We start from the raw sequence: 25503 nt of genomic DNA on the forward strand, positions 1-25503 counted from the left end.
CCAGGTCACTCGTCCAGTCGCCCCAGCGCGGCATCACCAGCGTGAAGCCGGTACGCACCGGGACGGCGCCGCCCCATGACGTGGCGCTGCCGCACGAGGTGGTCACGCGGATCGGCCGGGCCGGTCCGGACGGGCTGGTCCTGGCCCTGTCGGGTTCGCAGCGCCGCCCGGGGGTGTGGTGGCTGCCCCGCGCCTCCTTCCCCGCGCGTACGCCCTGGTCGTCACGGGACGAGGACGCCGTGCCGCCGGGCCGGCCGCCCGTGCGTCCGGCTCCGCTGCGGCCCACCGCACGCGACGGGCTGGTGCTCGGCGGCTGGTACTACCGGGCGCCGGGGCGCGACGAGGGCCGGCCCGCGCCGTGCGTGATCCACCTGCACGGCGGACCGGAGGAGCAGGAGCGGCCGGTGTTCGAGCCGCTGTACCACGAGCTGACCGGCCGCGGCCTGGACGTGTTCGCCCCCGACGTGCGCGGCTCCTCCGGCTACGGGCGCTCCTTCGTGGACGCCGACCTCGGTACGGGGCGGTTCGCGGCGATCGAGGACGTCGCCGACTGCGCCGCGCACGTGATCCTGACCGGGCGCGCCGACCCGACGCGGCTCGCCGTGATGGGCCGCTCGTACGGCGGCTACCTCACGCTGGCCTCGCTGGTCTGGCACCCGGACCTGTTCCGTACGGGCGTCGCGGTGTGCGGCATGTCGGACTTCGCGACGTTCTTCGCCGGGACCGAGCCGTGGATCGCGGAGTCGGCGGCCCACAAGTACGGCCATCCGGCACGCGACCGGGAGCTGCTGCGGGCCCTGTCCCCCATGAGCCGGATCGACGAGCTGCGCGTACCGCTGCTGGCGGTGCACGGCGAGCACGACACGAACGTGCCGCCGGGCGAGTCGGAGCAGGTCGTGCGGGCGGCCCGGGAGCGGGGGCACGCGGCGGAGCTGCTGATGCTGCGCGAGGAGGGCCATGAGTTCCGGCGGGCGGACAACCGGCGGTTGTTCCGCCGTGCCGCGGCCGACTGGATGGAACGGCATCTGACCGGCTGAGCCCGTGCGGCGCCCGGCACATACGCATAAAGTGACCGGACATGGGCATTCCGTACGCCATTCCGGAACCCGACCCTGAATGTGGAGGCGCGGACGCATGATCCCCTCGCTCGCCTCGTACGCCGTGGTCGTCCCGACGATCGGACGGCCCTGTCTCGTCGACTGCCTCGCCTCGCTCGCCTCCTGCGAGGGGCCGGAGCCCAGCCGGATCGTGCTGGTGGACGACCGGCCCGGAGCGCCGGCCGATCCACTGCCCGTGGAGGCGCTGGGCGCGCTCGCGGACCGTGCCCTCGTCCTGCACACCGGCGGCCTCGGGCCCGCGGCCGCCCGCAACGCGGGGGTGCGGGCCGTGGACGAGCCCTGGACGGTGCTGGTCGACGACGACGTACGGGTCAGCGCGTACTGGCGCGAGCAGCTCGCCCGCGACCTCGCGGAGGCCTCTCCCGACACCGGCGGCGTGCAGGGCGTCCTGCGGGTGCCGCTGCCCGCCGACCGCCGCCCCACCGACTGGGAACGCAACACGGCGGGCCTCCAGGGCGCCCTGTGGGTCACCGCCGACATGGCGTACCGCACCGAGATCCTCAAGACCGTCGGTGGTTTCGACGAACGGTTCCCGCGGGCCTTCCGCGAGGACGCCGACCTGGCGCTGCGGGTCATCGACGCGGGCTGGCGCATCGTCCGCGGCGAGCGGCGCACCGAGCATCCGGTGCGGCCCGCCGACCGGTGGGTGTCGGTCCGGCTCCAGAGGGGCAACTCCGACGACGCCCTGATGAAGCGACTGCACGGCCCCGACTGGTGGGAGCGGGCGGCGGCGCCGCGTGGGCGGATCCGGCGGCACGCGGCGGTCACCGCGGCGGGCGTCGGAGCCCTGTTCCTGGCGGCCACCGGGCGGCGGCGTGCGGCGAAGCTCGCCGCGGCCGGCTGGGCGCTGGGGACCGCCGAGTTCGCCCGGGCGCGGATCGCGCCGGGGCCCCGGACGCCGGACGAGATCCTGACGATGACCGTGACGAGCGCGCTGATCCCCGCCGTCGCCACCTGGTACCGGATCTGCGGGGAGCTGCGGCACCGGTCGGCGGAGAGCTGGGACGGCGTCCTGTGACGCGCCCGGCGGCGGTGCCGGCGGTGTTGTTCGACCGTGACGACACGCTCGTCGAGGACGTCCCGTACAACGGCGACCCGGAGAAGGTCCGGCCCATGCCGGGTGCGCGGGAGGCGCTGCGGCTGCTGCGGGAGAACGGGATACGGGTCGGCGTGGTGTCCAACCAGTCGGGCATCGGGCGCGGGCTGTTGACGGAGGCCGACGTACGGTCGGTCAACGCGCGCGTGGAGGCGTTGCTGGGCCCTTTTGACGCATGGGTGCACTGTCCGCACGTCGCCGAGGACTGCTGCGGCTGCCGCAAGCCGGCACCGGGCCTGGTGCTGGAGGCGGCCCGGCTGCTCGGGGTGCGGCCCGAGGACTGCGTGGTGATCGGCGACATCGGCTCCGACATGGGCGCGGCGCGGGCCGCGGGCGCGCGGGGCGTTCTGGTGCCGACGGCGCGGACCCTGCCGGAGGAGGTGGCGGCCGCGCCGCGGGTGTGTCCGGACCTGATGAGTGCGGTACGGCATGTGCTCGGGGAGGAGGACGTGGGAGGGCCCGGGGAGGAGCGGGTGAGTGGTGGGCGGGCGTCGGCGGGCGGGGCGGCGTCGGCTGCTCCCGGGGGGCGGGGATGAGAGGCCTGGTCGTGCGCCTCGACAGCTTCGGGGACGTCCTGCTCGCCGGGCCCGCCGTGAGGGCGGTCGCCGGCCGGGCGGACCGGGTGACGCTGCTGTGCGGGCCGCGCGGGGCGCCGGCCGCGCGGCTGCTGCCGGGCGTGGACGAGGTGCTGGTGTGGGAGGCGCCCTGGGTGGGATTCAGCCCGCCACCGGTGGAACGCGCCGACATCGACCGGGTGGTGGACCGTATCGCCGCCGCGCGCGTGGACACCGCGCTGGTCCTCACCTCGTTCCACCAGAGTCCGCTGCCCGCAGCGCTGCTGCTGCGCATGGCGGGCGTCGGGCACATCGCCGCCGACAGTGTGGACACCCCCGGTTCGCTGCTGGACGTACGGCACCGGCGGGCACCGCGCGCCCACGAGGCCGAGGCCGCGCTGGACCTCGCCGAGGCCGCGGGCTTCCCGCGCCCGCCCGGTGACGACGGGCGGCTGCGCGTACGGCACGCGCCCGCCGCGCCGGAGCTGACCGGCCCGGGGCCCTACGTCGTGGTCCACCCGGGCGCGAGCGTCGCGGCGCGGCGGTGGAGCCCCGAGCGGTGCGCGCACGCGGTGCGGTTGCTGGCCGGGGCGGGCCACCGGGTCGTCGTCACGGGCGGGCCCGACGAGCGGGACCTGACCGCGCTGGTCGCGGGCCGGGACGGGCTGGACCTGGGCGGCCGGACGCAGCCCCCGCAACTGGCCGCGGTGCTGGCGGCGGCCGGTGCGGTGGTGGTCGGCAACACCGGCCCGGCGCACCTGGCGGCGGCCGTCGGCACGCCGATCGTCTCGCTGTTCTCGCCGGTCGTGCCCGCCGAGCGCTGGGGTCCGTACGGCGTCCCGCACGTCCTGCTGGGCGACCAGCGGGCGCCGTGCGCGGACAGCAGGGCCCGGGAGTGCCCGGTGCCGGGCCATCCGTGCCTGGACGAGGTGACGGCGGAGGACGTGCTGGCGGCCGTGGAGAAACTGCTGGAGAGCGGGGAATGAGTCCCCCCGCGGGGGCGCGGTGCGGGTGGTCGCCTGCCGGTGGATGGGCGGCATGGCCCCTCCGGGCTCGTCTCTCCCCCAGAGAGGACACCCCCGCGGGGCCGGGCGGCCTCGGGTCTTGTCGGGCGGGAGCCCTTCCGACGCCGCCGACCTCTGCGGGGACGACGCTGCACGGCCCCGCCCCGGCCGTCGCCCGGCTGGGGGCCGGTGGTCGACCCGTTGAGGGCGATCGCCCGGCACGGCCGGACGGAACCCCCGGCAGGAGGCCGCGCGTGCTGGTGCTGCGGGCGCTGGGGCTCGGTGACCTGTTGGCCGGGGTGCCTGCGTTGCGGGGGCTGCGGCGGGCTTTTCCGGAATACGAGATCGTCCTCGCCGCGCCGGAGCAGCTGGCGGCGCCGGCTGCCGCGTCCGGGGCGGTGGACCGGCTGCTGCCGGCGTCGGCGCCCGGCCGGGCCGTGCCGGAGCGGCTCGGCTGGGAGGGGCCGCCGGCGGACGTGGCGGTCGACCTGCACGGCAACGGGCCGCCCAGTCACCGGTTGCTGCAACGGCTGCGGCCCGGGCGGCTCATGGCGTTCGCGCATCCCGGAACGCCGGAGATCGCGGGGCCCGAGTGGACGGCCGACGAGCACGAGCGGGAGCGCTGGTGCCGGCTGCTGGCGTGGTACGGCATCCCGGCCGACCCGGGCGATCTGCGGCTGCCCGCGCCGGGCGCGGTGTCCCCCGCGCCCGGCGCGGTGGTCGTGCACCCGGGCGCGGACTCGGGGTCGCGGCGGTGGCCGGCGGAGCGGTACGCCGTGGTGGTGCGGGAGCTCCGGCGGCGCGGGCACCGGGTGGCGCTGACCGGCGGGCCGGGCGAGGAGGAGCTGCTGGACCGGGTCCACCACATGGCTGGGGCGGATGTGGCGGTGTTCCGGGGCGGGCTGCCGTTCGACCGGCTCGGCGCGCTGTTCGCGGGTGCCGCGGCCGTGGTGAGCGGTGACACCGGCATCGCCCACCTGGCGGTGGCGTACGGCACCCCCTCCGTAACCCTTTTTGGCCCGGTTTCTCCCCGATTGTGGGGGCCGCCGCCGGGTACGCGGCACGTGGCGCTGTGGCACCCGGGGCCTCCCGGCGACCCGCACGGGCAGGCCCCGGACCCCCAGTTGCTGCGCATCGGGCCCGACGACGTCCTGAAGGCCCTGCTGGACCACCCGGAGGTGTCCCGGCCGTGACCGCCGACAGCCGCATCACTGTCGTAGTGATCACCCACAACCGGCGTGACCAGGTGCTGGGGACGCTGGACCGCCTCACCGCCCTGCCCGAGCGGCCGCCGGTGATCGTCGTCGACAACGCGTCGACGGACGGCACGCCGGAGGCCGTCGCCGCCCGCCATCCCCGCGTGACGGTGCTGGCCGCGGGCCGCAACCTGGGAGCTTCCGGCCGGAACCTCGGCGTACGGCACGCGCGTACGCCGTACGTGGCGTTCAGCGACGACGACTCGTGGTGGGAGCCCGGATCGCTGGCGCGCGCGGCGGACCTGCTGGACCGGCACCCGCGGCTGGGACTGCTCGCCGCCTGCGTCCGGGTCGGCCCCGAGGGGGAACCCGACCCGTTGAACGGTCTGCTCGCCGGCTCCCCGCTCGACCGTGCCGCGGATCTGCCGGGGCCGCCGGTGCTGGGCTTCCTGGCGTGCGCCGCCGTCGCCCGGCGGGAGGCCTACCTGGAGGCGGGCGGCTACCACCCGGTCTTCTTCGTGGGCGGAGAGGAGACTCTGCTGGCGTACGACCTGGCGGCCCACGGCTGGGGGGTGTGCCACTCCCCCGACGTCGTGGCCGTGCACAGCCCCCTCGGTGGCGTGCGGCCGGGCCGGGCAGCCGTCCAGCTCCGCAACGCCGCGCTCACCGCGTGGCTGCGCCGCCCCCTGGCGGTGGCATGGCGGCACACGCGCGGAATCGCCGTACGGGCGCGCCGGGACCCCGAGGCGCGCCAGGCGCTTCGGGACCTGCTGGGCCGCCTGCCCGTGGTGCTGCGCGACCGACGCCCGCTCCCGGCGGCCGTGGAGGCGGCGGCCCGCCGACTGGACGCCCAGGGGGTCGTGGAAGGAGCCGTGCCGTGACGGAACCTCGCTGGACCGTGGTGGGCGCCGGGGTCGCCCGCGCACCGGGCGGACCTGGCGGACCTGCTGGACCGGCCCGGCGTCACGGGGGCTGCCGTGGGTGCTGCGGGAGCCGCGGGTGGTGCCGCCTGCGGGTGGAGGCGCGGCGCGATGGGGGCTGACCGGACGAGCTGACCAGGGCGGACCGACTATGTCCGATTCATCCGATCGTTCAGAGGGTACCCGGGGCGACATGATCACCATTGGGGTCGAGGAAGAGTACTTGCTGCTCGATCCGGACACGTGTCTGCCGGTCCCGCTCGCGGACCAGGTGCGCGCGGCGGCCGGCCTGGAGCCGATCGTCGACGACGCGGAAGTCCAGTCGGAGCTGTTGCAGGCCCAGGTGGAGGTCGCCACACCGGTGTGCACCGACCTGGAGGAGGCAGGAGGCCATCTGTTGCGGCTGCGGCACGCGCTCGGCACGGCGGCGGAGAAGAACGGCTGCCGGATCGCGGCCTGTGGGACCGCGCCGTACCGCGAACTGGCTCCGGTACCGGTCACCCAGAAGGCCCGCTACCTCGCGATGCGCTCGCAGGCTCCGCAGCTGGTGGCCGAGCAGCTGGTCAACGGGATGCATGTGCACGCGGCCGTGCCGGACCGCGAGATGGGTGTCGCCGTCCTGAGCCGGATCCGGGTGTGGCTGCCCGTCCTGGTCGCCATGTCGGCGAACTCGCCCCTGTGGGACGGCAAGGACACCGGTTTCGCCAGCTGGCGGACGGTGATCTTCGGGCGCTGGCCGGTCAGCGGGCCGCCGCCCTGCTTCACCTCGCTCGAGGACCACGAGAATCGCGTCCGGACGCTGCTGGACACCGGCATCATCACCGACACCGGCCAGCTGTACTGGCAGGCCAGGCTGTCCGACAAGTACCCGACCGTCGAGGTGCGCTGCGCGGACGTGCAGCTGCGGGCCGACACGGCGGTCATGTTCGCCGGGATCGTCCGGGGGCTGATCGCCACCGCCATCCGCGACGAGAAGGCGGGTCTGCCGCTGCCGGAGTGCCCGCCCGAGCTGCTCCAGGCGTCGAACTGGCACGCCGCCCGCCACGGCCTCAGTGGCCTGCTGGTCGACCCGGAGGGCAGGGCGCGCCGGGCCGGCGACGTACTGGTCATGCTGCTGGACCACGTCACGCCCGCGCTCGACGAGGCCGGTGACACCCGTGAGGTGACCTCGCTGGTCCACCGGCTGCTCCAGCAGGGCACCCCGGCGGACCAGCAGCGCCGCGCGCTCGCGGAGGGCGGCCTGCCGGCCCTGGTCGAGCTGATCACCAGCGAGACCGTCGCCCCCTGACCCCACCGTCACCCGGACTCCGGCGGGGGCCTGCAGCTCCATGGCCCCGCCGGAGTCCGGGGGTACGGCTGTGCCCCGAGGCCCCTGGGCCCCGGGGCTCTCCCATGTCCCGCCGGACCGGCCGGGTGCGCTCGGGGCGCACGTGGAATGCGGGGGAACCCACCCGGCGGGACGGTGCTCACCGCGGGTGACCACTCGAACGGCGCACACCACCGCGCCCCCCGCCCCCGTTCGGCCCAGCCTGGTCGCAGGTGCAGAGGGCACTCGCCCGCCGTTCGCGGTTCGCACTCGTCCGGAGGAGACCGAATGAACACCGCTTTCTCACGCAGCTGGGAGCACGCCGTCGTGACCGGCGGAGCAGGCTTCGTCGGCTCGCACCTGTGCCACACGCTGCTGGACTCGGGCACCGCCGTCACCTGCGTCGACGACTTCAGCACCGGGCGGCCGGAGAACATATCCGAACTGCTCGGCCGCCCCGGCTTCACGCTCGTCGAGGCGAACGTCTCCGAGCCCTTCTCCGTCGACCGGCCGCCGGACCTGGTGCTGCACTTCGCGTCGCCCGCGTCGCCCGCCGACTACCTGCGCCTCCCGCTGCACACGCTGGAGACCGGCAGCCTCGGCACCCGCCACGCGCTGGCCCTCGCGCACCGCTCCGACGCCCGTTTCCTGCTCGCCTCCACCTCCGAGGTGTACGGCGACCCGCAGCAGCACCCGCAGAACGAGCGGTACTGGGGCAATGTGAACCCGGTCGGGCCACGCAGTGTGTACGACGAGGCCAAGCGGTTCGGCGAGGCGCTCACCACGGCGGAGGCCGAGGTGCACGGCACGGACGCCGGCATCGTACGGCTGTTCAACACCTACGGGCCGCGGATGCGCGGCCACGACGGCAGGGCCGTCCCCACCTTCGTGCGCCAGGCGCTGGCCGGCGAGCCCCTCACGGTCACCGGTGACGGGCAGCAGACCCGGTCGCTGTGCTACATCGACGACACCGTGCGCGGCATCCTCGCCGCGGCGGGCCACGGGCTGCGCGGCCCGGTGAACATCGGCAACCCGACCGAGATCACCATGCTGGACCTGGCCCGGCTCGTCATCGAACTCACCGGCTCCGACTCGGAGATCCGCTTCATCGAACGGCCGACGGACGACCCGGCCGTGCGCTGCCCCGACATCACACTCGCCCGCGACAAGCTCGAATGGGAGCCGCGCGTCGACGCCGAAGAGGGTCTGCGGCGCACCATCGCCTGGTTCCGCGACCACGCGGACGCCCGTTCCTGACGCTCCCTCTCCCCGACTCGCCGAAAGGCCTGGGACCCCATGCGCATTCTCGGAATCAACGCTCTGTTCCACGATCCCGCCGCCGCGCTGGTCATCGACGGCCGCACCGTCGCCGCCGCGGAGGAGGAGCGGTTCTCCCGCCGCAAGCACGGCAAGCGGCCGGTGCCGTTCTCCGCCTGGGAACTGCCCGAGAAGGCCGCCGCCTGGTGCCTGAAGCGGGCGGGTCTGCGCCCCCAGGACCTGGACGCGGTGGCGTACTCCTTCGATCCGGAACTCGCCCGGCCCGCCGAGGAGATGGGCCTGGACGACCCGTGGGACCACCTGCGGCTGACCTACGCGCGTGAGGCGCCGGGCTTCCTCAAGGCGACGCTGCCGGGCCTGGACCCGGGCATCGTCCGCTTCGTCCCGCACCACATGGCGCACGCCGCCTCCGGTGCCTTCGCCGCCGAGGGCGCCGACACCTCGTCGGTGCTGGTCCTCGACGGGCGTGGCGAGCGGGCCTCGCACCTGGCGGCACGACGCGTCCACGACCGGCTGGAGGCTCTGTACGCCCAGGAGCTGCCGCACTCGCTGGGGCTGGTCTACGAGGAGCTCACCGACCACCTCGGGTTCCTCCGCTCCTCCGACGAGTTCAAGGTGATGGCGCTCGCCTCCCACGGCCGGCCGCGGATGCTGCCCGAGCTGCGCCGGTACGTGTACCCCACCGGTGACGGCGGGTTCCACGCGACGGGGGTGCCATGGGCGGAGCTGTGCCCGCGCCGCCGCCCGGACGAGGCGTGGACGCAGGACCACGCCGACATCGCCGCCAGCGCGCAGGCCGTTCTGGAGGAGACGCTGCTGGACCTGGTGCGCTGGCTGCACGGCAAGACCCACGACAGCGTCCTCACACTGGCCGGGGGCGTCGCCCTCAACTGCGTGGCCAACTCGCGGATAGCGCGCGAGGGGCCGTTCGACCGGGTGTGGGTGCAGCCCGCGGCCGGGGACGCCGGTACGGCGCTGGGCGGGGCGCTGCTGCTGGCGGCGGGCGGCGGGGACGATCCGGATCCGATGCCGGGCGCGGACCTGGGGCGGGACTGGTCCGACGCGGAGCTGGGCGCCTGGCTGAAGACGGCGGCCGTGCCCTTCGACCGGCCGGCGGACATCGCGGAGACGGTGGCCGGGGCGCTGGCGGACAACGCGATCGTGGCGTGGTTCCAGGGGCGTTCGGAGTTCGGGCCGAGGGCGCTCGGGCACCGCTCGCTGCTGGCGCACCCCGGGCACGCGGGGAATCTGGAGCGGCTCAACGACGTCAAGGGGCGCGAGCAGTTCCGGCCGGTGGCGCCGATGGTGCTGGCGGACCGGGCGGCGGAGATCTTCGACGGCGTGATGCCGAGCCCGTACATGCTGTTCGTGCACGACGTGGCGCCCGAGTGGCGGGAGCGCATCCCCGCCGTGGTGCACGTCGACGGCACGGCGCGGATCCAGACCGTGGACCGGCGGACCGAACCTCTGGTGGCGCGGATGCTGACCGAGTTCGAGCGGCGCACCGGGCTGCCGGTGGTGGTCAACACCAGCCTGAACACGGCCGGCCGGCCCATGGTGGACGACCCGCGCGACGCCCTGGAGTGCTTCGGCTCGTCACCCGTCGACCTGCTGGCCATCGGCCCGTACGCGGTGCGGCGCGGGGACTTCTTCCGCTCCGACGACACCGACGACGCGTCGCGGTGACGGGAGGAGACGGCTCATGAACATCCTGCTGTGGCATGTGCACGGGTCCTGGACGACGGCGTTCGTCCAGGGACCGCACACCTACCTGGTGCCCGTCACCCCCGACCGGGGCCCGGACGGGCTGGGCCGGGCGCGTACCTTCAGCTGGCCCGAGTCGGTGCGGGAGGTGACACCCGAGCAGTTGCGGGACGCGCCGGTGGACCTGGTGGTCCTCCAGCGGCCGCACGAGTTCGAGCTGGCCGAGCGCTGGCTGGGCGGGCGCCGTCCGGGCCGGGACGTGCCGGCGGTGTACCTGGAGCACAACGCGCCCGACGGCAACGTGCCCGAGACCCGTCATCCGTGCGCGGACCGCACCGGCCTGACGCTGGTGCACGTCACGCATTTCAACCGGCTGTTCTGGGACAGCGGTCCGGCGCGGACCGAGGTGATCGAGCACGGCATCGTCGACCCGGGGCACCTGTACACCGGGCGCCTGGCGCGGGCGGCGGTCGTCGTCAACGAGCCGGTGCGCAGGGGACGTTACACCGGTACGGATCTGCTGCCCGCGCTGTCCGAGGCGGCACCGCTGGACGTGTTCGGCATGCGCACCGAGGGCCTGGCGGCGCACCTGGGCGTACCCGAGGAGCGGTGCCGGAGCACCGACCTGCCGCAGCGGGAGCTGCACGCGGCGATGGCGGAGCGGCGGCTGTATCTGCACCCCGTCCGCTGGACGTCGCTCGGCCTGTCCCTGCTGGAGGCCATGCACCTGGGCATGCCGGTCGTGGCCCTGGCCACGACCGAGGCCATCGAGGCGGTTCCGGCCGGTGCCGGGACCCTGTCGACCCGGCCCGAGGTACTGGCGCGGGCCGCCCGGCGCTATCTGAACGAGCCGGAGGCCGCGGCGGAGGACGGCGCGCGGGCGCGCCAGGCGGCGCTCGAACGGTACGGGCTCAAACGCTTCCTGGACGACTGGGAGCGCGTGATGACGGAGGTGCGCTCATGACATCCCTGGACCCGCTGAACACCGGCCCGGGCCGCCGCCCCGTGGACGTCGACGCCCTCGACGGGATCGACGGCATCGACGTGGAGGCCGAGGCCATGGAGGCGCTGGACGCCGACGCACCGGAACCGGTGGACGCGGCGGCGATCGACATCGACATCGGTGCGGGCGGCTCCGCACGCGGCGGCCCCGGGCTGTCCATCGCGCTCGTCTCGGAGCACGCGAGCCCGCTCGCCGTGCTGGGCGGTGTCGACGCGGGCGGCCAGAACGTGCACGTCGCGCGCCTCGCGAGCGCCCTCGCCGACCGGGGCCACCGCGTCACCGTCTTCACCCGCCGCGACGCCGGGGATCTGCCCGACCGGGTGATGCTGCGCCCGGGCGTCGAGGTGCACCACGTGCCCGCCGGGCCGCCGGAACCCATCCCGAAGGACGAACTGCTGCCGTACATGACGGAGTTCGGCCTGTGGATGGCCCGTGAGTGGCGGGACCACCCGCCCGACCTGGTGCACTCGCACTTCTGGATGTCCGGCGTCGCCTCGCTGCGGGCGACCCGGGCGGCGCACCTGCCGTTCCTGCACACGTACCACGCGCTGGGCACGGTGAAGCGGCGCCACCAGAAGCACGCCGACACCAGCCCGCCGGAGCGCGTCGCCCGCGAGCGGGAGGTGGGCCTGGGCTGCGACCGGGTCATCGCCACCTGTCACGACGAGGTCTTCGAGCTGAGCCGGATGCGGATACCGGCCGACAAGGTGGGTGTCGTGCCGTGCGGCGTGGACACCGAGCAGTTCTGCCCGGAGGGTCCGGCCGCCGGACGGGACGGCGGCCACCGCTACCGGCTGCTCCAGCTGGGACGGCTGGTGCCGCGCAAGGGTGCCGCGGTGTCCATCACCGCGCTGACCCGGCTGCCGGACACGGAACTGCTCGTCGTCGGCGGTCCTCCGGCCGACCGGCTCCACGACGACCCGGAGGTGCGCCGGCTGCGGGAGATCGCCCGGCTGGCCGGGGTCGCGGACCGGGTCCGGTTCACCGGGGGCGTACCGCCCGAGGACGTGGCGTCACTGCTGCGCAGTGCGGACGTGGTGCTGTGCCCGGCGGACTACGAACCGTTCGGCATCGTGCCGCTGGAAGCCATGGCGTGCGGGCGGCCCGTCGTCGCGAGTGCGGTGGGCGGGCAGCTCGACACCGTGGCCGACCCGGACACCGGGCGGCTGGTGCCGCCGCGGGACCCGGACGCGCTGGCCCGCGCGGTGGGGGAACTGCTCGCCGATCCCGCGCAGCGGGCCGCGTGCGGAGCGGCCGGCCGCCGCAGGGTGCTGAGCCGGTACGGCTGGGCGAAGGTCGCCGCCGCCACCGAGAAGGAGTACGCCGCGGTGCTCGCCGCCCGGCCCGCCGTGACGGGCGTGGCCTGACCCGGTCCACCGGTACCTCGAAGTCCGAAGGAGGTGTGGGCCCCGCCGCCGTTTCCCTGGGGACAGGGGACGACGGTACGCCCGAACGCCATGACCGATCCCCTCGCTCCCCCCACCCACGAAGCGGCGCACGAGCACTGCCGGGCGCTTGCAGACGCGCTGGCCCGGTTCCGGCGCGACCATCTGGACCGGATCGCGCAGTGGGGCGGCCACCTCGCGGCCGTCCTCCCGGTGGGCGGCCGGCTGCTGGCCGCCGGCAACGGCGGCTCCGCCGCGCAGGCCCAGCACCTGACCGCCGAGCTGGTCGGCCGCTACCAGCACGAACGCCCCGCCTTCTCGGCCATCTCGCTGCACGCCGAGACGTCCAGCGTGACGGCCATCGGCAACGACTACGGGTTCGACCAGGTGTACGCGCGGCAGGTCGCCGCCCACGGCCGTCCCGGTGACGTCCTGATGCTGCTGTCCACCTCGGGCCGCAGCGCCAACCTGATCGCGGCGGCCGTGACCGCGCGCCAGGCCGGGCTGCGGGTCTGGGCGCTGACCGGCGCGCGGCCCAACCCGCTGGCCGAGGCCGCCGACGAGGCGCTGTGCGTGGAGGCCGGATCGACGGCCACCGTGCAGGAGACCCATCTGGTGGCCGTGCACCTGCTGTGCGAGTCCTTCGACGCGGCGGTCGCCACCGGGGCGGCGGCGGGGACGGCGGGGCGGCCCACTCGTGCGGCGGGCGCGGCGGCGCCCGTCGCGGTCCGGCGGAGGATGTCATGAGCGCGTACAAGCCCCTGGTGGTCGTGGGTGACGTCCTGCTGGACGAGGACATCGAAGGCGTGTCCACCCGGCTGGCACCGGACGCCCCCGCTCCTGTCGTCGACGTCACCGGTGACCAGCGACGCCCCGGCGGTGCCGGGCTGGCCGCCGCACTCGCGACGCGCGGTGGGCGGGACGTGGTGCTGGTGACCGCGCTGGGCGACGACCCGGCGAGCGAGGCGGTGCGGCGGTCGCTGCGCGGCCGCGTCCGGCTGGTGGAGCTGCCGCTGAACGGCACCCTTCCGGTCAAGACACGGGTCCTGGCCTCCGGCCGGCCACTGGTACGGATCGACCGCGGCGGCGGTGACCCCGGCAAGCCGGACGGGGCGGTGCGCGACACGCTCGCCCAGGCCCACGCCGTGCTCGTCGCCGACTACGGGCGGCACACCGCGAGCGCGGTACGCGAGCACCTGGCGGCCGTGGCCCCCAAGGTTCCCGTGGTGTGGGACCCACATCTGAAGGGCGACGCGCCCGTGCCGGGCTCGCGGATCGTCACGCCCAATGCCGCCGAGGCCATGGCGCTGTGCCGCGGAGGCGACGATTCGCTGCGCGCGTTCGCGGAGCGGGGCTCCGACCTGGCGGAACGCTGGCGGGTGGCGGCGGTGGCCGTGACGCTCGGCGAGCGGGGCGTGCTGCTGACCCGGCCGGGTGCCACCACCCCGATGCTGGTCCCGGCGCCGTACCGGGCGGAGGGCGACGCGTGCGGTGCCGGCGACTGCTTCGCCGCCGCGACGGCCGCCGCGCTGGCGGACGGTGCCCTGCCGGAGGAGGCGGTGCAGCGGGCGGTGGCCGAGGCGGCCGCGTTCGTCGCGGCGGGCGGCGCGGGCAACCCGTCGCTGTGGCGTACGCCGCCCCCGATCACGCCCCGGGAGGTGCCGGAGACGGACCCGTTCGTGCTGGCGGAGCAGGTACGGGCGCGGGGCGGGTCGGTGGTCGCGACGGGCGGCTGCTTCGACCTGCTGCACGCGGGCCATGTGGGTCTGCTGGAGAGCGCCCGCCGGATCGGCGACTGCCTGATCGTGTGCGTGAACTCCGACGAGTCGGTCGAGCGGCTGAAGGGCCCGGGTCGGCCCCTGAACCCGCTCCCCGACCGGGTGCGGGTGCTCGCGGGCCTGGGCAGCGTCGACGCGGTCGCCGTCTTCGACGGGGACACGCCCGCGGAGCTGCTGAGCCGGCTGCGGCCGGACGTGTGGGTGAAGGGCGGCGACTACTCCGCCGAGGACCTGCCCGAGGCGGAGGTGCTGCGCGCCTGGGGCGGCCAGGCGGTGGTCCTCCCGTACCTCGACGGCCGCTCCACGACACTGCTGGCCCGCCGCGCCGCCCAGGCGGCGGCCCCCATCCGGCCCCCGGGCCGGTGACGGGTGCGGCGCCGGCCCCAGCGGCCGGCGCCCGCCTCTCGACCGGCTCCGGGCCCGGTATGACGCACTGTGCCGCCGCTCGCACGGACGCCCGTGACCGGTCGTGGCACGGTGCCATGACTCGCTGAGCCGCCGCGATCGCGCCGATGCCCGTGACCGGTCGTGGCACGGTGCCATGACGGGGCCGCCGGCGCGGTGCTCACGCGGCGGCGTGTGACGAGGGCCGCCGATGCCCGCGCTCAGCCGGCGCCGTGGGGGGTTGCCGACGTGGCTTGTCCGAGGAGCCCGTCGACGAACGCGCGGAGCCCTTGGGGGTAGGTGTCCCGGGCGGCCAGCGCGGGCCACTGGTCGCCGATCGCGGCCAGGTGTGGCACCTGGGAGGCGTCGAAGGCCTCGCGGAAGGCGGGACGCTCGTCGTCGGCCCGCCGGTGGGGCGAGTGGGCGCGGACGAGGACTTCGCCGACGGTGTAGTACCAGATGCTGCGGAAGACGTGGACGGCTTCCTCGGGGGTGCATCCGCAGTCGTCGGCTCCGGCCACGATGGCTTCGACCATCCACAGCGCCGATTCGTCGAGCAGGCCCATGAAGCCGTCGGCCGTGAGGACCTCCGCGGCCCATGGCCAGGAAGCGAGGGCATCGTGCATCGCGGTGGCGGCCGCGACGATGCGGTCCTTCGGAGCACGGGGCAGGTCGGGGCGTTCGATCTGGCCGACGTGCTGATTGAGAAGGAGGATCAGCAGGTCCTCCTTGTCCCGGATGTGGTGGTAGAGGGTCGTCGCCCCGATGCCGAGCTCGGCGGCCAGTCGGCGGATGGTGAGCTTCTCCCAGCCGTCCCGGTCGATGAGCTGACGGGCCGCGGCCAGGATCTGCGCACGGGAGGTCACCGGGGGCCGGCCGGTGCGGCCGTGCGGTGCGGGCGGTCGGGGCATCGCCCCATCATGCCGTCCCGCCCTCCTCGGCCGAAATGCGGGACGGCTTCCGCCTTTTGTGTTCCCAGCGGTTCGTCCCGGTGCTAGTTTCGGAACGCGTTCCGAAAGTCGGCGCGGAGCAGTGGGCACACCACAACGTGCCCCGCCCGTGCCCCTCACCGTGAAAGGACGAATGTCTTGAAGATCCGACTGGTGCTGTGCGGAAGCGTGGCCGCGCTGAGTGTGTGCGCGGGCACGGTGGCCGCGGTTCCCGCGCCCGACGGCACGAGGGCCGTACCGGCCGGCACCACGAGCCCGGCGGCCGGCTTCGAACCCGCTCGGCTGAAGTCCGCCATGGACGGTGTCCACCGCGCGGGGGTACCGGGGGTGTTCGCCGAGGTACGCGATGCCGGCCGGACATGGCGTGGCGCTTCCGGCGTCGCCGACGTGGATACCGGACGTCCCGTCGGACCCGGCATGCGGCAGCGCGTCGGCAGCATCACGAAGACCTTCACCGCCGCCGCGGTCATGCAGCAGGTCGAACGGGGCCGGATCGACCTCGATGCGCCGATCGGCGGCTATCTGCCGCGGCTGGTACCGGGAGAGCGCGGCAGGAAGATCACCGTCCGGATGCTGCTCAACCACACGAGCGGCATCCCCGACTACATCCGCTACGCGTTCCCGTCCCTCCAGGCGTTCCCTTCCGGTGCCGCGTCCAAGAGCCTGGACGACAACCGGTTCAGGCAGTTCCGCCCCGCCGAGCTGATCGAGATGGGGCTCGCGGCGCCGCCGGCCGGCGAGCCCGGGGCCACTCCGGGCGTGTACTCCAACACCAATTACCTGCTCCTCGGTCAACTCCTGGAGCAGGTGACCGGTGCCACGGCCGAGGAGTACATCACCCGGAACGTCATCGAACGTGCCGGGCTCCGGCACACCGCGTTTCCGACCGGGCCGCGGATCAAGGGTCCGCACTCGCGGATGTACGAGGCGCTGCACGGCGTGATCGACCCGCCGCGCGACTACAGCGTCTACAACATGTCCTGGGTGATGACGGGGGCCGGTCTGGTATCGACCATGGAGGACCTCAACCGCTTCTACGGCAAGCTGCTCGACGGAGGCGTCGTCACCAGGTCGTCGCTGGCGCAGATGCAGCGCACGGTCCCGGTCGTCGCCCTGGACGGGTCGACGATCGAGTACGGCCTCGGTCTGCACAAGGTCGAAACCGAAGGTTGCGGGACCTTCTGGGGACATGACGGCACGGTCTGGGGCGCCGGAACGACGTCCCTGACCCGCGCCGACGGCAAGCGCCGGATGTCCGTCGCGATCAACCTCATGAGGTGGAACGAGCCGGACGCCTCGGGAAAACCGCAGCACCATCCCATCGACGACGCGCTGGCGACACTCCACCGGCAGGCGATGTGCGGTGACGGGGATCCCCGGACGAAGGCTGTCCCGCGGCTCTCCCCGTCCCTCCCGTAGCGGGCGTTACGCCGCGGTGCTCAGGGCCGGCACGGCCGGGGCCTGAGTACGGACCAGGACCGGCTCCGGGGCGCCGCGGCGGCGCAGGAGGTGAGCCGCGCCGATCGTGCCGGCGATCAGCAGGCCGCCGGTGACCATGGCGCCGCGCGCACCGGCCAGTTCCATGAGGAGGCCGAGCGCCGGCGGGCCGGCGAGGCCCCAGACGGTCTTGATGCTGCCCCAGACGCCGAGGACACGGCCGCGCATGTCGGCGGGCGGGTCGGTCTGGAGGACGGTCGTCCCGGCGGTGTCGGAGACCGACTCGACGACGGCCATCGGCAGGACGAGGACCAGCAGGACGGCGAGCGACGGCGAGAGTCCGGCCACGACCTGAAGCAGCGCCCCGGCGGCGGCCAGGGTGCCCACGAGTCGTACGGAGGGCTTGCGCAGCCGGGCGCCGAGGACGGCGCCGAGGATGCCGCCGACGGCGAGGACGGTGGAGACCGTGCCGAAGGCTCCGGGGCCGCCCGCGAGCGGTCCGGTGACGAGGACGGCGAGGGTGAGCCCGTAGTTGCGGCCGAAGATCGCGCTGATGCCGGTGATCCCGGCGAGGGCGACCAGGCGGGGGCGGCGGGCGAAGAAGGCGAGGCCCTCGCGGACCGTCATGGTGTCGGAGGCGTCGTCGCGGGTCGCGGCCGGCACGGCCTTGGGGGCGGCGGCCGCCACGGGGCGCAGGAACGGGATGACGGCGGCGACGAACAGGAAGGACAGGCCGTTCGCGGCGTACGCGGCGGCCGTACCGAAGACGCCGACGGCGAGGCCTGCCAGTCCCGCGCCCGCGAGCCGCCCGGCGTTGCTGACCAGCGACCCGACGCCGATGGCGGACGGCACGTCCTCGGCGCGTACCAGGTCGTTGCCGAGCAGCGCGCAAGCGGGTCCGTCGATGGTGGCGATGAGGCCGGTCACGGCGGCGAGCGCCATCAGGATGCCCAGGTTGAGCTGGTCGAACGCGACGAGCAGAGCCGTGGTGAAGGCGACCGCGCCGAGCAGGGCCTGGCTGACGGCGGCGGTGACCTTGCGGGGCCAGCGGTCGACGGCGGCGCCGCCGGCGACGCTCACGATGAGGCCGGGCGCGGCCTGTACGGACAGCGACAGACCGGTGGCGGCGGCGGACCCGGTGATCTGGAGCACCAGCAGGTTCTGCACGGTCAGCTGCATCCACGTACCGGCGTTGGACACCAGGTTCGCGAGGGACCACCAGCGCATGCTGCGGTACCGGAGAGAGCGCCACGGCGAGTGGTTGACGCGCGTAGCGGCGGGGGCGGGGGGCGCGGAGGGCGCGGAAGAAGAAGGCACGGTGAGGTACGGGGTGACGAGCCGGTGGACTCGGATGGCGGAATTCGGCGGAAGTGGGGCCAGCTGCTGCTCTGCACGGCCGGTCCACCGGATCTGTCTGCTGCTGCGCGCCTCGTCAGGGGCGGTCCCACAACGTCGACCATGGTGACAGAGGGGCCGGTGCGGCAACGGCGCCGGAAAACCTCGTCAGCGGCCCGGCCGCCCGTTGTTTCTGCTCTGACCTGGGCTTTCGGCACTTCTGGTGTGCTTGCTCACAGTGACCGCACGGCATGCCGTGCGTAGTGGCGCAGGCCACAGTGGGAGGAGAGGACTCTTCAGGAGGTGCACAAGCCATGGACGGCGGAGTACGGGTCGATCTTCGGGGCAGGCAGGCGCTGGTGACCGGCGGGGCGCGCGGACTGGGCGCCTCGATCACCCGGGCGCTGGCCGGTGCGGGCGCGTCCGTTCTGGTCGCGGACATGCGCAAGGAGCAGGCGCGCGAGTTGTGCGAGGAGCTGGCCCAGGACGGGCGGGACGTCCGGTTCGTGGAGCTGGACGTGCGGGACGCGAAGGCGGTCGCGGAGGTGTTCCGGGAGCTGGAGCGGGACGGCCAGGCGGTGGACGTCCTGGTCAACAACGCGGCCGTGGACGTCTCCAAGCCGATCGAGCACCTCACGGCGGAGGAGGTGACCCGGGTGATCACGACGAACCTGCTGGGCCCCATGTACCTGTGCCTGGAGACCTACCGCCGGATGGTCGCCAGGGGCGGCGGCCACATCGTGAACATCCTGTCCACCGCGTCGAACCGCACCTGGACGGAGGCCGGCCCGTACTCGGCCGGCAAGTCGGGGCTGCGTGCCTTCACGCACACGCTGTTCAAGGAGGCTCAGCGGGACTGCCCGGGCATAGGGGTGACGGGGATCATCGCCGGCGGTATGGAGACGCCGTTCATCCTGGAGCGGTTCCCTGACGCCGATGTGTCGATGCTGCAGAGCCCGGACATCGTCGCGGACACGGTGCTGTACGCGCTGTCGGTCCCGCCGGGCAGTGCGGTGTCCGAGCTGGTGGTGGTGCCGCGCAAGGAGCCGTCCTGGCCGTGATCAGCCGGGCGGCTGTCCGGTGCGCAGCATGTGCAGCACGGCGCGTTCGGCGGGCCCCTGGGTGGCGGGGATGCCGTACGCGCCCTCGTCACCGAGGTGGGGCAGCGCGGCGGCGACGGTGACGCCCTCCTCGTACAGCTCGATCACGCGGGGGTTGATGTAGGAGGCCCGGCAGACGGCGGGGGTGTTGCCGAGGTAGCCGGAGACCTCGAGGCAGGCGCGGGCGACGGCGCGTTTGCGGGCGCTCTCGCTGCGCGCGACGGACTGCGACACGGCGAGCGCCACGGCCGCCATGACGGTGGCGTGCCAGGTGCGGAAGTCCTTGGCGGTGACCTCCAGGCCGGCCAGCTCCCTCAGGTACGCGTTGACGTCCTCGCCGGTCACGTCGCGCCATGCGGGCCGCTCCCAGTAGGCGAGGAGCCGGTCGCCACCGCCCTTGCGGCGCAGCAGTGCGGTGAGGGCGCGGCAGGCGGCGGGGTCGGCGACGGTCTGGACGATCTCCTTGGCGTGCTTGCCGGTGTACGTGAAGAGGACCGCGCCGCCCTGGCAGCAGGAGTGCTCGCGCAGCAGCGTGGTCAGTCCGTAGCTGTTGTTCTCCTCGGTGTAGCGGTCGCTGCCGATGCGGAAGAAGCCGAGGTCGAGCAGGCGTACGGCGGTGGCGAGGACGCGTTGCTTGGTCAGCCCCCGGTCGCCGAGGTGCGCCTCGACGGCCTCGCGCACGGCGGGGAGCCGTTCGGCGACGTCCAGGACGTGTGCGTGCTTGGCCTGCTCCTGCTCGGCGCGGAAGCGCGGGTGGTAGAGGTACTGGCGGCGCCCGGCGGCGTCGGTGCCGACGGCTTGCAGGTGCCCGTTGGCCCGGGTGCAGATCCAGACGTCCCGCCAGGCCGGCGGGATGACCAGGCCTTTGATACGGGCGAGTTCCGCCGGGTCGCGCAGGGGCCGCCCTGATGTGTCGAGGTAGCGGAAGCCCCGTCCGTGCCGCTTGCGGCGGTAGCCGGGGTCGGTGGGACGGCTGTGGTACAGGCGCAACGGATCCTCCTCGTCATGACGCTGCGGCCGACGGGAGAATCCGCGCGGGCGGCGATGTTCAGGACGGCTTGAGCGGGTCGTGCCCGATGTCCATCAGGCCGTGGCGCCAGTCGGTGCCACCGGCCTCGGGGTCGAGGGACGGGTCGCGCTGCGAGCGGACGATCTCGCAGACGCGCCGCATGACGTTCACGTCGTCCTCGGTGAGGTCGGTGCGGCGCTTGCCGAGAATGCCGAGGACGCGTCGGCCCATCGGCTTTCCCGCGCGGTCGGGAACCTCTTCGGTCTCCTCGCCCGCCGCTTCGACCTTCAGCCATTCCCGCAGCTCGCGCGAGGTCATGTTGACGACGGTGTGGAACTCGTCCCAGAGCGCGTCGCTGATCTGTTCGGACACTGCCATGGCCTGCCTCCTTCGGGCCTCGGGCGCATTACCGGGTTTCCGGCCCGCGGCTCCGGCAAACACGGCGGATGTCAGGGCGGGAGCGGCTGTTCGGCCCAGATGGTCTTGCCGGTGGGGGTGTAGCGGGTGCCCCACTGCTGCGTCATCTGCGCGACGAGGAAGAGTCCTCGGCCGCCTTCGTCCTCGCTGCCCGCCCGGCGCAGGTGGGGTGAGGTGTGGCCGGTGTCGGAGACCTCGCAGATCAGGGTGCGGTCGCGGATGAGCCGCAGCTGGATGGGGCCGGAGGCGTAGCGGATGGCGTTGGTGACGAGTTCGCTGACCACCAGTTCCGTGGTGAAGGACAGGTCGCCGTCGAGTCCCCAGGCGTCCACCTGTCCGGTGGCCAGGGCGCGGGCCCTGCCGACCGCTTCCGGTTCGTCCGCCAGGTCCCAGGCGGCCACCTCGTGGCTGTCGAGGGTGCGGGTGCGGACGAGGAGGAGCGCGGCGTCGTCGTCGACGGGGCCGGGCAGCAGCGTGGTGACGATCCGGTCGCACAGTTCGTCCAGGGGGCGCCGGTGCTCGGTGAGGACTGTGTGCAGGGCGTCGAGTTCGGCGTCGCGGTCCCGGTCCCGGCCCTGGATGAGCCCGTCGGTGAACAGGGCCATAAGGCTGCCCTCGGGGAGGGTGAACTCGGCGCTCTCGAACGGCAGGCCGCCCAGGCCCAGCGGTGGGCCGGCGGGGACGTCCGGGTGGCTGACCTCTCCGGTGGCGGGGTCGACCACGGAGGGCAGGGGGCTTCCGGCGCGGGCCATGCTGCACCGACCGGTGACCGGGTCGTACACGGCGTACAGGCAGGTCACGCCGAGCGCCGCGTCGTCGTTGTCGGCCTGGACGGCGGCCTGTTCGTGGGCGTCCTGGGTGATGAGCTCGTCGAGGCGGGCGAGGAGTTCGTCGGGCGGGAGGTCGAGGCGGGCGAGGGCGCGCACGCTGGTGCGGAGCCGGCCCATGGTGGCGGCGGCGCGTACGCCGTGGCCCACCACGTCGCCGACGACGAGGCCGACCCGGGTGCCGGACAGGGCGATCACGTCGTACCAGTCACCGCCGACTCCGGCCCTGCTGTCGGCCGGCAGGTAGCGGTGGGCAACGTCCACGCCGGTCAGGCGGGGCAGGTGGCGGGGCAGCAGGCTGCGCTGGAGGGTGAGGGCGGCGGCGTGCTCGCGGGTGAAGCGGCGGGCGTTGTCGATGCAGACGGCGGCGCGGGCCGCGAGTTCGTCGGCCAGGGGAAGGTCGTCGGACGCGAACGGGTCGGGGTGCCGGTCGCGGGAGAAGGTCACCACGCCCAGCGGGGCACCCTCGGTGCGCAGCGGCACGGCGAGGCGGGAGTGTGCGTCGTCCGGGCCTGCCGGGCCTTCCAGGACCGGGTGGCCGGCGGCCAGGCAGCGGGCCTGGAGCGAGTCCGGCGGGCAGTCGACCGGCCGGGGGCGGGCCGGCCGGGCGCTGCCGTCCCTGTCGGAGGGTCCTTCCCACACACGTACGACGCGCCGTGCGGTCGCGGTGCCGGGGGTCGGCTGTTCGCCCTCCAGGACGACGTCGAGGAGGTCGACGGTGATGCCGTCGGCGAACTGCGGGACGGCGACGGCCGCGAGTTCCTGCGCGGTACGGGTCATGTCCAGGGACGTGCCGACCCGGCCGCCGGCCCGCACGAGGAGGTCGAGGCGCTGCTGGGCGAGGTAGCGGGCGGTGATGTCCACCGTCTCCTCGCACACCCCCAGCGGGCGTCCGTCGGCGTCCTGGAGCCGGTAGTAGGAGCAGGACCAGACGTGGTCGTGCTCGGGGTCGGCGGGCGGGCGGCCGCTGTAGTGGAGTTCTATGACGGGCTCGCCGGTGGCGATCACCCGGCGCATGGCCTCCTCCAGCGTGCCGGGGTGGCCGTCGGTGAGGATCTTGCCGTGGGCGACCATCTCGTCGGGGCCGAGCCCGGCGTACTGGAAGGTGCCCATCTCCTGGTAGAGGGCGTGGTTGGTCCACACGACCCGCAGGTCGGTGTCGTAGATGGCGAGGCCGACGGGCGACTGGGTGGCCAGGCCCCGGAGCATCGACTGCAGGGCCTCCCACCGCTCCGTCTCGTCCGCGTCGGCCACCGCGAGCAGCCGGGCGGGGCCGGTGCCGGCGTTCGACAGCGGGAGCGTCGCGGTCGCCACCCGGATGATGTGGCCGTCCCGGTGGCGCATGTGGAGCACCTGGTGCCGGGCCTGCGCCGCGCCGGGCAGGGGCGTGGCCATGTGGTATTCGCCGGGGCGGTCCACGATGAGGGTGCCGATGGGGCGGCCGACCGCCTCCTGGGGCGGGTAGCCCAGCAGGGCATGGGCCGCCGGGCCCCAGCCGACGACGGTTCCGTCGGCGTCCAGGACGGCCGTCGCCGCTTTCGTGACGTCGAGGGGGCCGCGGAAGTCGGCACCCTCGGCCGCGTACACCGCGCTCATGGCACCTGCCTTCGTGTTTCTCCTCATGGTCGGTCGGCGCTCGGTGCGGCACAACCGCGTTCATGCCGTACGGATCCGGCCGGGCGCGCCGTCGGGTGAGCGGGCGGCGAGGAGCAGGGCGATGTCGTCGGGCCGGTCACCCGCCGCCCGGGCCTCGCGGATGAGCCGTTCGGCGGTGTCGGCGAGGGGGAGCGTGCCGATTCCGGAGAAGGCGCCGCGCAGCCGTTCGATGCCCAGGTCGATGTCGGTCCCGGGCTCTTCGACGAGCCCGTCCGTGAACAGGGCGAGGACGTCGCCGGGCGCGAGCCGCAGTTCGGTGACCGGGTACGACGCCTCGGGGTCGACGCCGAGGACCACCCCGCCGGGGAGTTCGAGGACCTCCGTTGTGCCGTCCGGGTGACGCAGCAGGGGCTGGAGGTGTCCGGCGCGGACGGCTCGGGTGATGCCGGTGGCCGCGTCGAGGACGATGTAGCAGCAGGTGGCGAACTGACCCGCGTCGAGGTCGATGAGCAGCCGGTTCGTTCCGCTCAGCACCTCCTCGGGGTCGTGCCCGCTGAGCGCGAAGGCGCGTACGGCGCTGCGCAGCTGGCCCATGGTCGCGGCGGCGGCGACGCCGTGTCCCTGGACGTCGCCGATGATCAGGGCGATGCCGCGGCCGGTGTCGATGACGTCGTACCAGTCGCCGCCGACCTCCATGCCCTGGGTGCCGGGCAGGTAGCGGCCCGCGGTGTCGACGCCGTCGAGCCGGGGCAGCCGGTGCGGCAGCAGGGCGTCCTGGAGGCCCCGGGCCAGGGCCGCCTCGGAGTCGTAGCGCCGGGCGCGCTGGAGGGCCTGCGCGATCAGACCGGCGAGGGCGGTGAGGACGGTGCGTTCCTCGGGGCTGAAGCCGCGGGGCTGGTCGAAGCCCAGGATGCAGGAGCCGACCGGGCGGCCCGAGGCGATGAGGGGCAGGAAGGCGCGGGCGCCGACGTGGGCGTCCATGGGGATGCCGGGGTAGGCGTCGGCCAGCCGCTGCATGGACTCGAAGAAGATCGGGCGGCCGGTGGTGAGGGTTTCGACACCGGGCAGCCGGGCGTCGAGCCCGACGCCGTCGAAGCGGTCGAGGAACCCCTGGGGGAAGCCGGTCTCCCACGCGAGGTGGAGCCGGCGCTCGTTCAGCAGGTAGATCGCCAGCTGACGGCCGCCGAACGCGGGCAGCAGCTCCTCCGTGACCACGGCGGACACCTGGCGGGCGGTGACGGCCTCGGTGAGCGCGATGGCGAGGGCGACCGGGCGGTACAGCATCGACGCGCGGTCGGCCGGGGAGCCGAGTCCGGCGCCGGGTTCGACCACGGATCCGGGTGTGTACGCCGGCTGCTCGGCGGCGGCGAGGGTCATGGTCAGGCCCTCGTGTCCGGGGTAGAGGGAGACCGCCAGCCACCCGTCGGTGTCCCGGTGGGCCATGAAGTGGACGGGCTCGTCGGAGAGGAGGGCGGCCCGGAAGTTGTCCTCGTACGCGGGCCGCCCGAGCCACGGCAGGGCCTCCCACAGACTCCGCCCGACGAGCTCGGGCCCCCCGCGGCCGAGGAGGGTCTCACCGCTGCGGCTGACGAACATGATCCGCCCGAGCCGGTCCAGGGAGCAGACCCCGTTCGGCAACCGGTCGGCCGCCGCGGCCACGGGCCCCGCCCCGGGCTCCACCACAGCGCCGTGCAGCTTTCCCGCCCCGCCGGACAGTTCGAGCAGGCAGGGGCGGCCGTCGAGGGCGCGCAGCCAGATGCGGCGGGCGAGGGGGCGGTCGGAGTCGGCCACCTGCCGCGCGACGGTCCACAGGCCGTACGTGTCCTCCGGCGCGAGCAGCGACGCGAGAGCGTCCAGGGTGGCGGCCGTCCGGCCGGGCGCGCGGCTCCCCTCCCCGCCCCGGCCGGGATCGCCGCCCATGCCGGTGCCGGGGCCCGTGCCGGTGCCGGTGCCGGTGTCCGCGCCGGCGGCGTCCTGGCCGGTGTCCGGGAGCGTGCCCCCGCTCGGGCCTGGGGCCGCGCCCGTCGCCGGGCCCCGGCGGCCGCGGGCCGGGGCGGGGGGGTCGGGCGGGGCGGGCGGTTCGGGCCGGGCGGGGGCCCGCATCGT

General features: G+C 74.5%; 21 protein-coding genes. 15 read left to right on the forward strand and 6 right to left on the reverse strand.

The window, feature by feature from the left end; genetic code table 11:
• The 13 genes from ABT360_RS31105 to rfaE2 all read left to right on the forward strand — a co-directional run.
• Positions 1 to 1037 (forward strand): alpha/beta hydrolase family protein (locus tag ABT360_RS31105; RefSeq protein ID WP_351823910.1); only part of this gene is annotated, 1037 nt, incomplete at its 5' end.
• 97 nt (positions 1038 to 1134) lie between these two features.
• Complete coding sequence (locus ABT360_RS31110) at positions 1135 to 2136, forward strand: glycosyltransferase family 2 protein (protein ID WP_351823913.1); 1002 nt, start codon at positions 1135 to 1137, stop codon at positions 2134 to 2136.
• A gap of 23 nt (positions 2137 to 2159) precedes the next feature.
• Entirely contained in the window at positions 2160 to 2750 is a 591-nt protein-coding gene (locus tag ABT360_RS31115) for a D-glycero-alpha-D-manno-heptose-1,7-bisphosphate 7-phosphatase (protein WP_444852352.1), read from the forward strand.
• Positions 2747 to 3754, forward strand: coding sequence for a glycosyltransferase family 9 protein (locus ABT360_RS31120; protein ID WP_351823916.1), 1008 nt, complete (start codon positions 2747 to 2749; stop codon positions 3752 to 3754). Before ABT360_RS31115 ends, ABT360_RS31120 begins: the two co-directional genes overlap by 4 nt.
• 272 nt (positions 3755 to 4026) lie before the next feature.
• Positions 4027 to 4965, forward strand: a complete 939-nt coding sequence (locus ABT360_RS31125; RefSeq protein ID WP_351823919.1) for a glycosyltransferase family 9 protein — start codon at positions 4027 to 4029, stop codon at positions 4963 to 4965.
• Positions 4962 to 5849, forward strand: a complete 888-nt coding sequence (locus ABT360_RS31130; protein WP_351823922.1) for a glycosyltransferase family 2 protein — start codon at positions 4962 to 4964, stop codon at positions 5847 to 5849. Before ABT360_RS31125 ends, ABT360_RS31130 begins: the two co-directional genes overlap by 4 nt.
• Positions 5850 to 6081: 232 nt before the next feature.
• On the forward strand, positions 6082 to 7176 hold the full coding sequence (locus ABT360_RS31135; protein ID WP_351823925.1) for a carboxylate-amine ligase: 1095 nt from the start codon (positions 6082 to 6084) through the stop codon (positions 7174 to 7176).
• A gap of 306 nt (positions 7177 to 7482) precedes the next feature.
• Positions 7483 to 8451, forward strand: coding sequence for an NAD-dependent epimerase/dehydratase family protein (locus tag ABT360_RS31140; protein WP_351823928.1), 969 nt, complete (start codon positions 7483 to 7485; stop codon positions 8449 to 8451).
• Positions 8452 to 8490: 39 nt separating this feature from the next.
• A complete protein-coding gene (locus tag ABT360_RS31145) occupies positions 8491 to 10158 on the forward strand; it encodes a carbamoyltransferase family protein (protein ID WP_351823931.1) in 1668 nt (555 codons plus the stop codon).
• 16 nt (positions 10159 to 10174) lie between these two features.
• Positions 10175 to 11140: a glycosyltransferase gene (locus ABT360_RS31150; protein WP_351823934.1), complete on the forward strand. Its 966-nt coding sequence runs from the start codon at positions 10175 to 10177 to the stop codon at positions 11138 to 11140.
• The gene (locus ABT360_RS31155; protein WP_351823937.1) at positions 11137 to 12546 is read left to right on the forward strand and encodes a glycosyltransferase; all 1410 of its coding nucleotides are present in this window, start codon (positions 11137 to 11139) and stop codon (positions 12544 to 12546) included. The genes ABT360_RS31150 and ABT360_RS31155 overlap by 4 nt, the downstream gene beginning before the upstream one ends.
• A gap of 90 nt (positions 12547 to 12636) precedes the next feature.
• Complete coding sequence (locus ABT360_RS31160; RefSeq protein ID WP_351823940.1) at positions 12637 to 13311, forward strand: D-sedoheptulose-7-phosphate isomerase; 675 nt, start codon at positions 12637 to 12639, stop codon at positions 13309 to 13311.
• A complete protein-coding gene (gene rfaE2, locus ABT360_RS31165) occupies positions 13308 to 14708 on the forward strand; it encodes a D-glycero-beta-D-manno-heptose 1-phosphate adenylyltransferase (RefSeq protein WP_351823943.1) in 1401 nt (466 codons plus the stop codon). Before ABT360_RS31160 ends, rfaE2 begins: the two co-directional genes overlap by 4 nt.
• Positions 14709 to 14947: 239 nt before the next feature.
• On the opposite strand, the gene ABT360_RS31170 is transcribed toward rfaE2, so the two are convergent.
• Complete coding sequence (locus ABT360_RS31170) at positions 14948 to 15637, reverse strand: TetR/AcrR family transcriptional regulator (RefSeq protein WP_351823945.1); 690 nt, start codon at positions 15635 to 15637, stop codon at positions 14948 to 14950.
• 333 nt (positions 15638 to 15970) lie between these two features.
• Here ABT360_RS31170 and ABT360_RS31175 point away from each other — a divergent pair, with 333 nt between their 5' ends.
• Positions 15971 to 17095 carry a serine hydrolase domain-containing protein gene (locus tag ABT360_RS31175; protein WP_351823969.1) on the forward strand — a complete coding sequence of 375 codons (1125 nt, stop codon included), beginning with the start codon at positions 15971 to 15973 and terminating at the stop codon, positions 17093 to 17095.
• Between the two features lie 6 nt (positions 17096 to 17101).
• On the opposite strand, the gene ABT360_RS31180 is transcribed toward ABT360_RS31175, so the two are convergent.
• Complete coding sequence (locus tag ABT360_RS31180) at positions 17102 to 18340, reverse strand: MFS transporter (RefSeq protein WP_444852353.1); 1239 nt, start codon at positions 18338 to 18340, stop codon at positions 17102 to 17104.
• A 422-nt stretch (positions 18341 to 18762) separates the two neighbouring features.
• On the opposite strand from ABT360_RS31180, the gene ABT360_RS31185 reads away from it, so the two are divergent.
• Positions 18763 to 19509, forward strand: coding sequence for an SDR family oxidoreductase (locus ABT360_RS31185; protein ID WP_351823951.1), 747 nt, complete (start codon positions 18763 to 18765; stop codon positions 19507 to 19509).
• Here ABT360_RS31185 and ABT360_RS31190 read toward each other — a convergent pair whose 3' ends face one another.
• The 4 genes from ABT360_RS31190 to ABT360_RS31205 form a co-directional block, all read right to left on the reverse strand.
• A complete protein-coding gene (locus ABT360_RS31190) occupies positions 19510 to 20538 on the reverse strand; it encodes a DNA topoisomerase IB (protein WP_351823954.1) in 1029 nt (342 codons plus the stop codon). It abuts the gene before it with no gap.
• Between the two features lie 58 nt (positions 20539 to 20596).
• Positions 20597 to 20935, reverse strand: coding sequence for a DUF3140 domain-containing protein (locus ABT360_RS31195; RefSeq protein WP_351823957.1), 339 nt, complete (start codon positions 20933 to 20935; stop codon positions 20597 to 20599).
• A 71-nt stretch (positions 20936 to 21006) separates the two neighbouring features.
• A complete protein-coding gene (locus tag ABT360_RS31200; RefSeq protein ID WP_351823960.1) occupies positions 21007 to 23397 on the reverse strand; it encodes a SpoIIE family protein phosphatase in 2391 nt (796 codons plus the stop codon).
• A gap of 60 nt (positions 23398 to 23457) precedes the next feature.
• A partial coding sequence (locus ABT360_RS31205) for a SpoIIE family protein phosphatase (RefSeq protein WP_351823963.1) occupies positions 23458 to 25503 on the reverse strand: 2046 nt, incomplete at its 5' end.

It is taken from the genome of Streptomyces sp. NPDC000229, assembly GCF_040300825.1.
Lineage (GTDB): Bacteria > Actinomycetota > Actinomycetes > Streptomycetales > Streptomycetaceae > Streptomyces.

What these genes read in the sequence shown, in the direction of transcription:
- ABT360_RS31110 (WP_351823913.1), top strand. Translation starts at nt 1,135, where the DNA reads ATGATCCCCTCGCTCGCCTCGTACGCCGTGGTCGTCCCGACGATCGGA.
- ABT360_RS31120 (WP_351823916.1), top strand. Translation starts at nt 2,747, where the DNA reads ATGAGAGGCCTGGTCGTGCGCCTCGACAGCTTCGGGGACGTCCTGCTC.
- ABT360_RS31135 (WP_351823925.1), top strand. Translation starts at nt 6,082, where the DNA reads ATGATCACCATTGGGGTCGAGGAAGAGTACTTGCTGCTCGATCCGGAC.
- ABT360_RS31140 (WP_351823928.1), top strand. Translation starts at nt 7,483, where the DNA reads ATGAACACCGCTTTCTCACGCAGCTGGGAGCACGCCGTCGTGACCGGC.
- ABT360_RS31145 (WP_351823931.1), top strand. Translation starts at nt 8,491, where the DNA reads ATGCGCATTCTCGGAATCAACGCTCTGTTCCACGATCCCGCCGCCGCG.
- ABT360_RS31150 (WP_351823934.1), top strand. Translation starts at nt 10,175, where the DNA reads ATGAACATCCTGCTGTGGCATGTGCACGGGTCCTGGACGACGGCGTTC.
- ABT360_RS31155 (WP_351823937.1), top strand. Translation starts at nt 11,137, where the DNA reads ATGACATCCCTGGACCCGCTGAACACCGGCCCGGGCCGCCGCCCCGTG.
- ABT360_RS31160 (WP_351823940.1), top strand. Translation starts at nt 12,637, where the DNA reads ATGACCGATCCCCTCGCTCCCCCCACCCACGAAGCGGCGCACGAGCAC.
- rfaE2 (WP_351823943.1), top strand. Translation starts at nt 13,308, where the DNA reads ATGAGCGCGTACAAGCCCCTGGTGGTCGTGGGTGACGTCCTGCTGGAC.
- ABT360_RS31170 (WP_351823945.1), bottom strand. Translation starts at nt 15,637, where the DNA reads ATGCCCCGACCGCCCGCACCGCACGGCCGCACCGGCCGGCCCCCGGTG.
- ABT360_RS31175 (WP_351823969.1), top strand. Translation starts at nt 15,971, where the DNA reads ATGGACGGTGTCCACCGCGCGGGGGTACCGGGGGTGTTCGCCGAGGTA.
- ABT360_RS31180 (WP_444852353.1), bottom strand. Translation starts at nt 18,340, where the DNA reads ATGCGCTGGTGGTCCCTCGCGAACCTGGTGTCCAACGCCGGTACGTGG.
- ABT360_RS31185 (WP_351823951.1), top strand. Translation starts at nt 18,763, where the DNA reads ATGGACGGCGGAGTACGGGTCGATCTTCGGGGCAGGCAGGCGCTGGTG.
- ABT360_RS31195 (WP_351823957.1), bottom strand. Translation starts at nt 20,935, where the DNA reads ATGGCAGTGTCCGAACAGATCAGCGACGCGCTCTGGGACGAGTTCCAC.
- ABT360_RS31200 (WP_351823960.1), bottom strand. Translation starts at nt 23,397, where the DNA reads ATGAGCGCGGTGTACGCGGCCGAGGGTGCCGACTTCCGCGGCCCCCTC.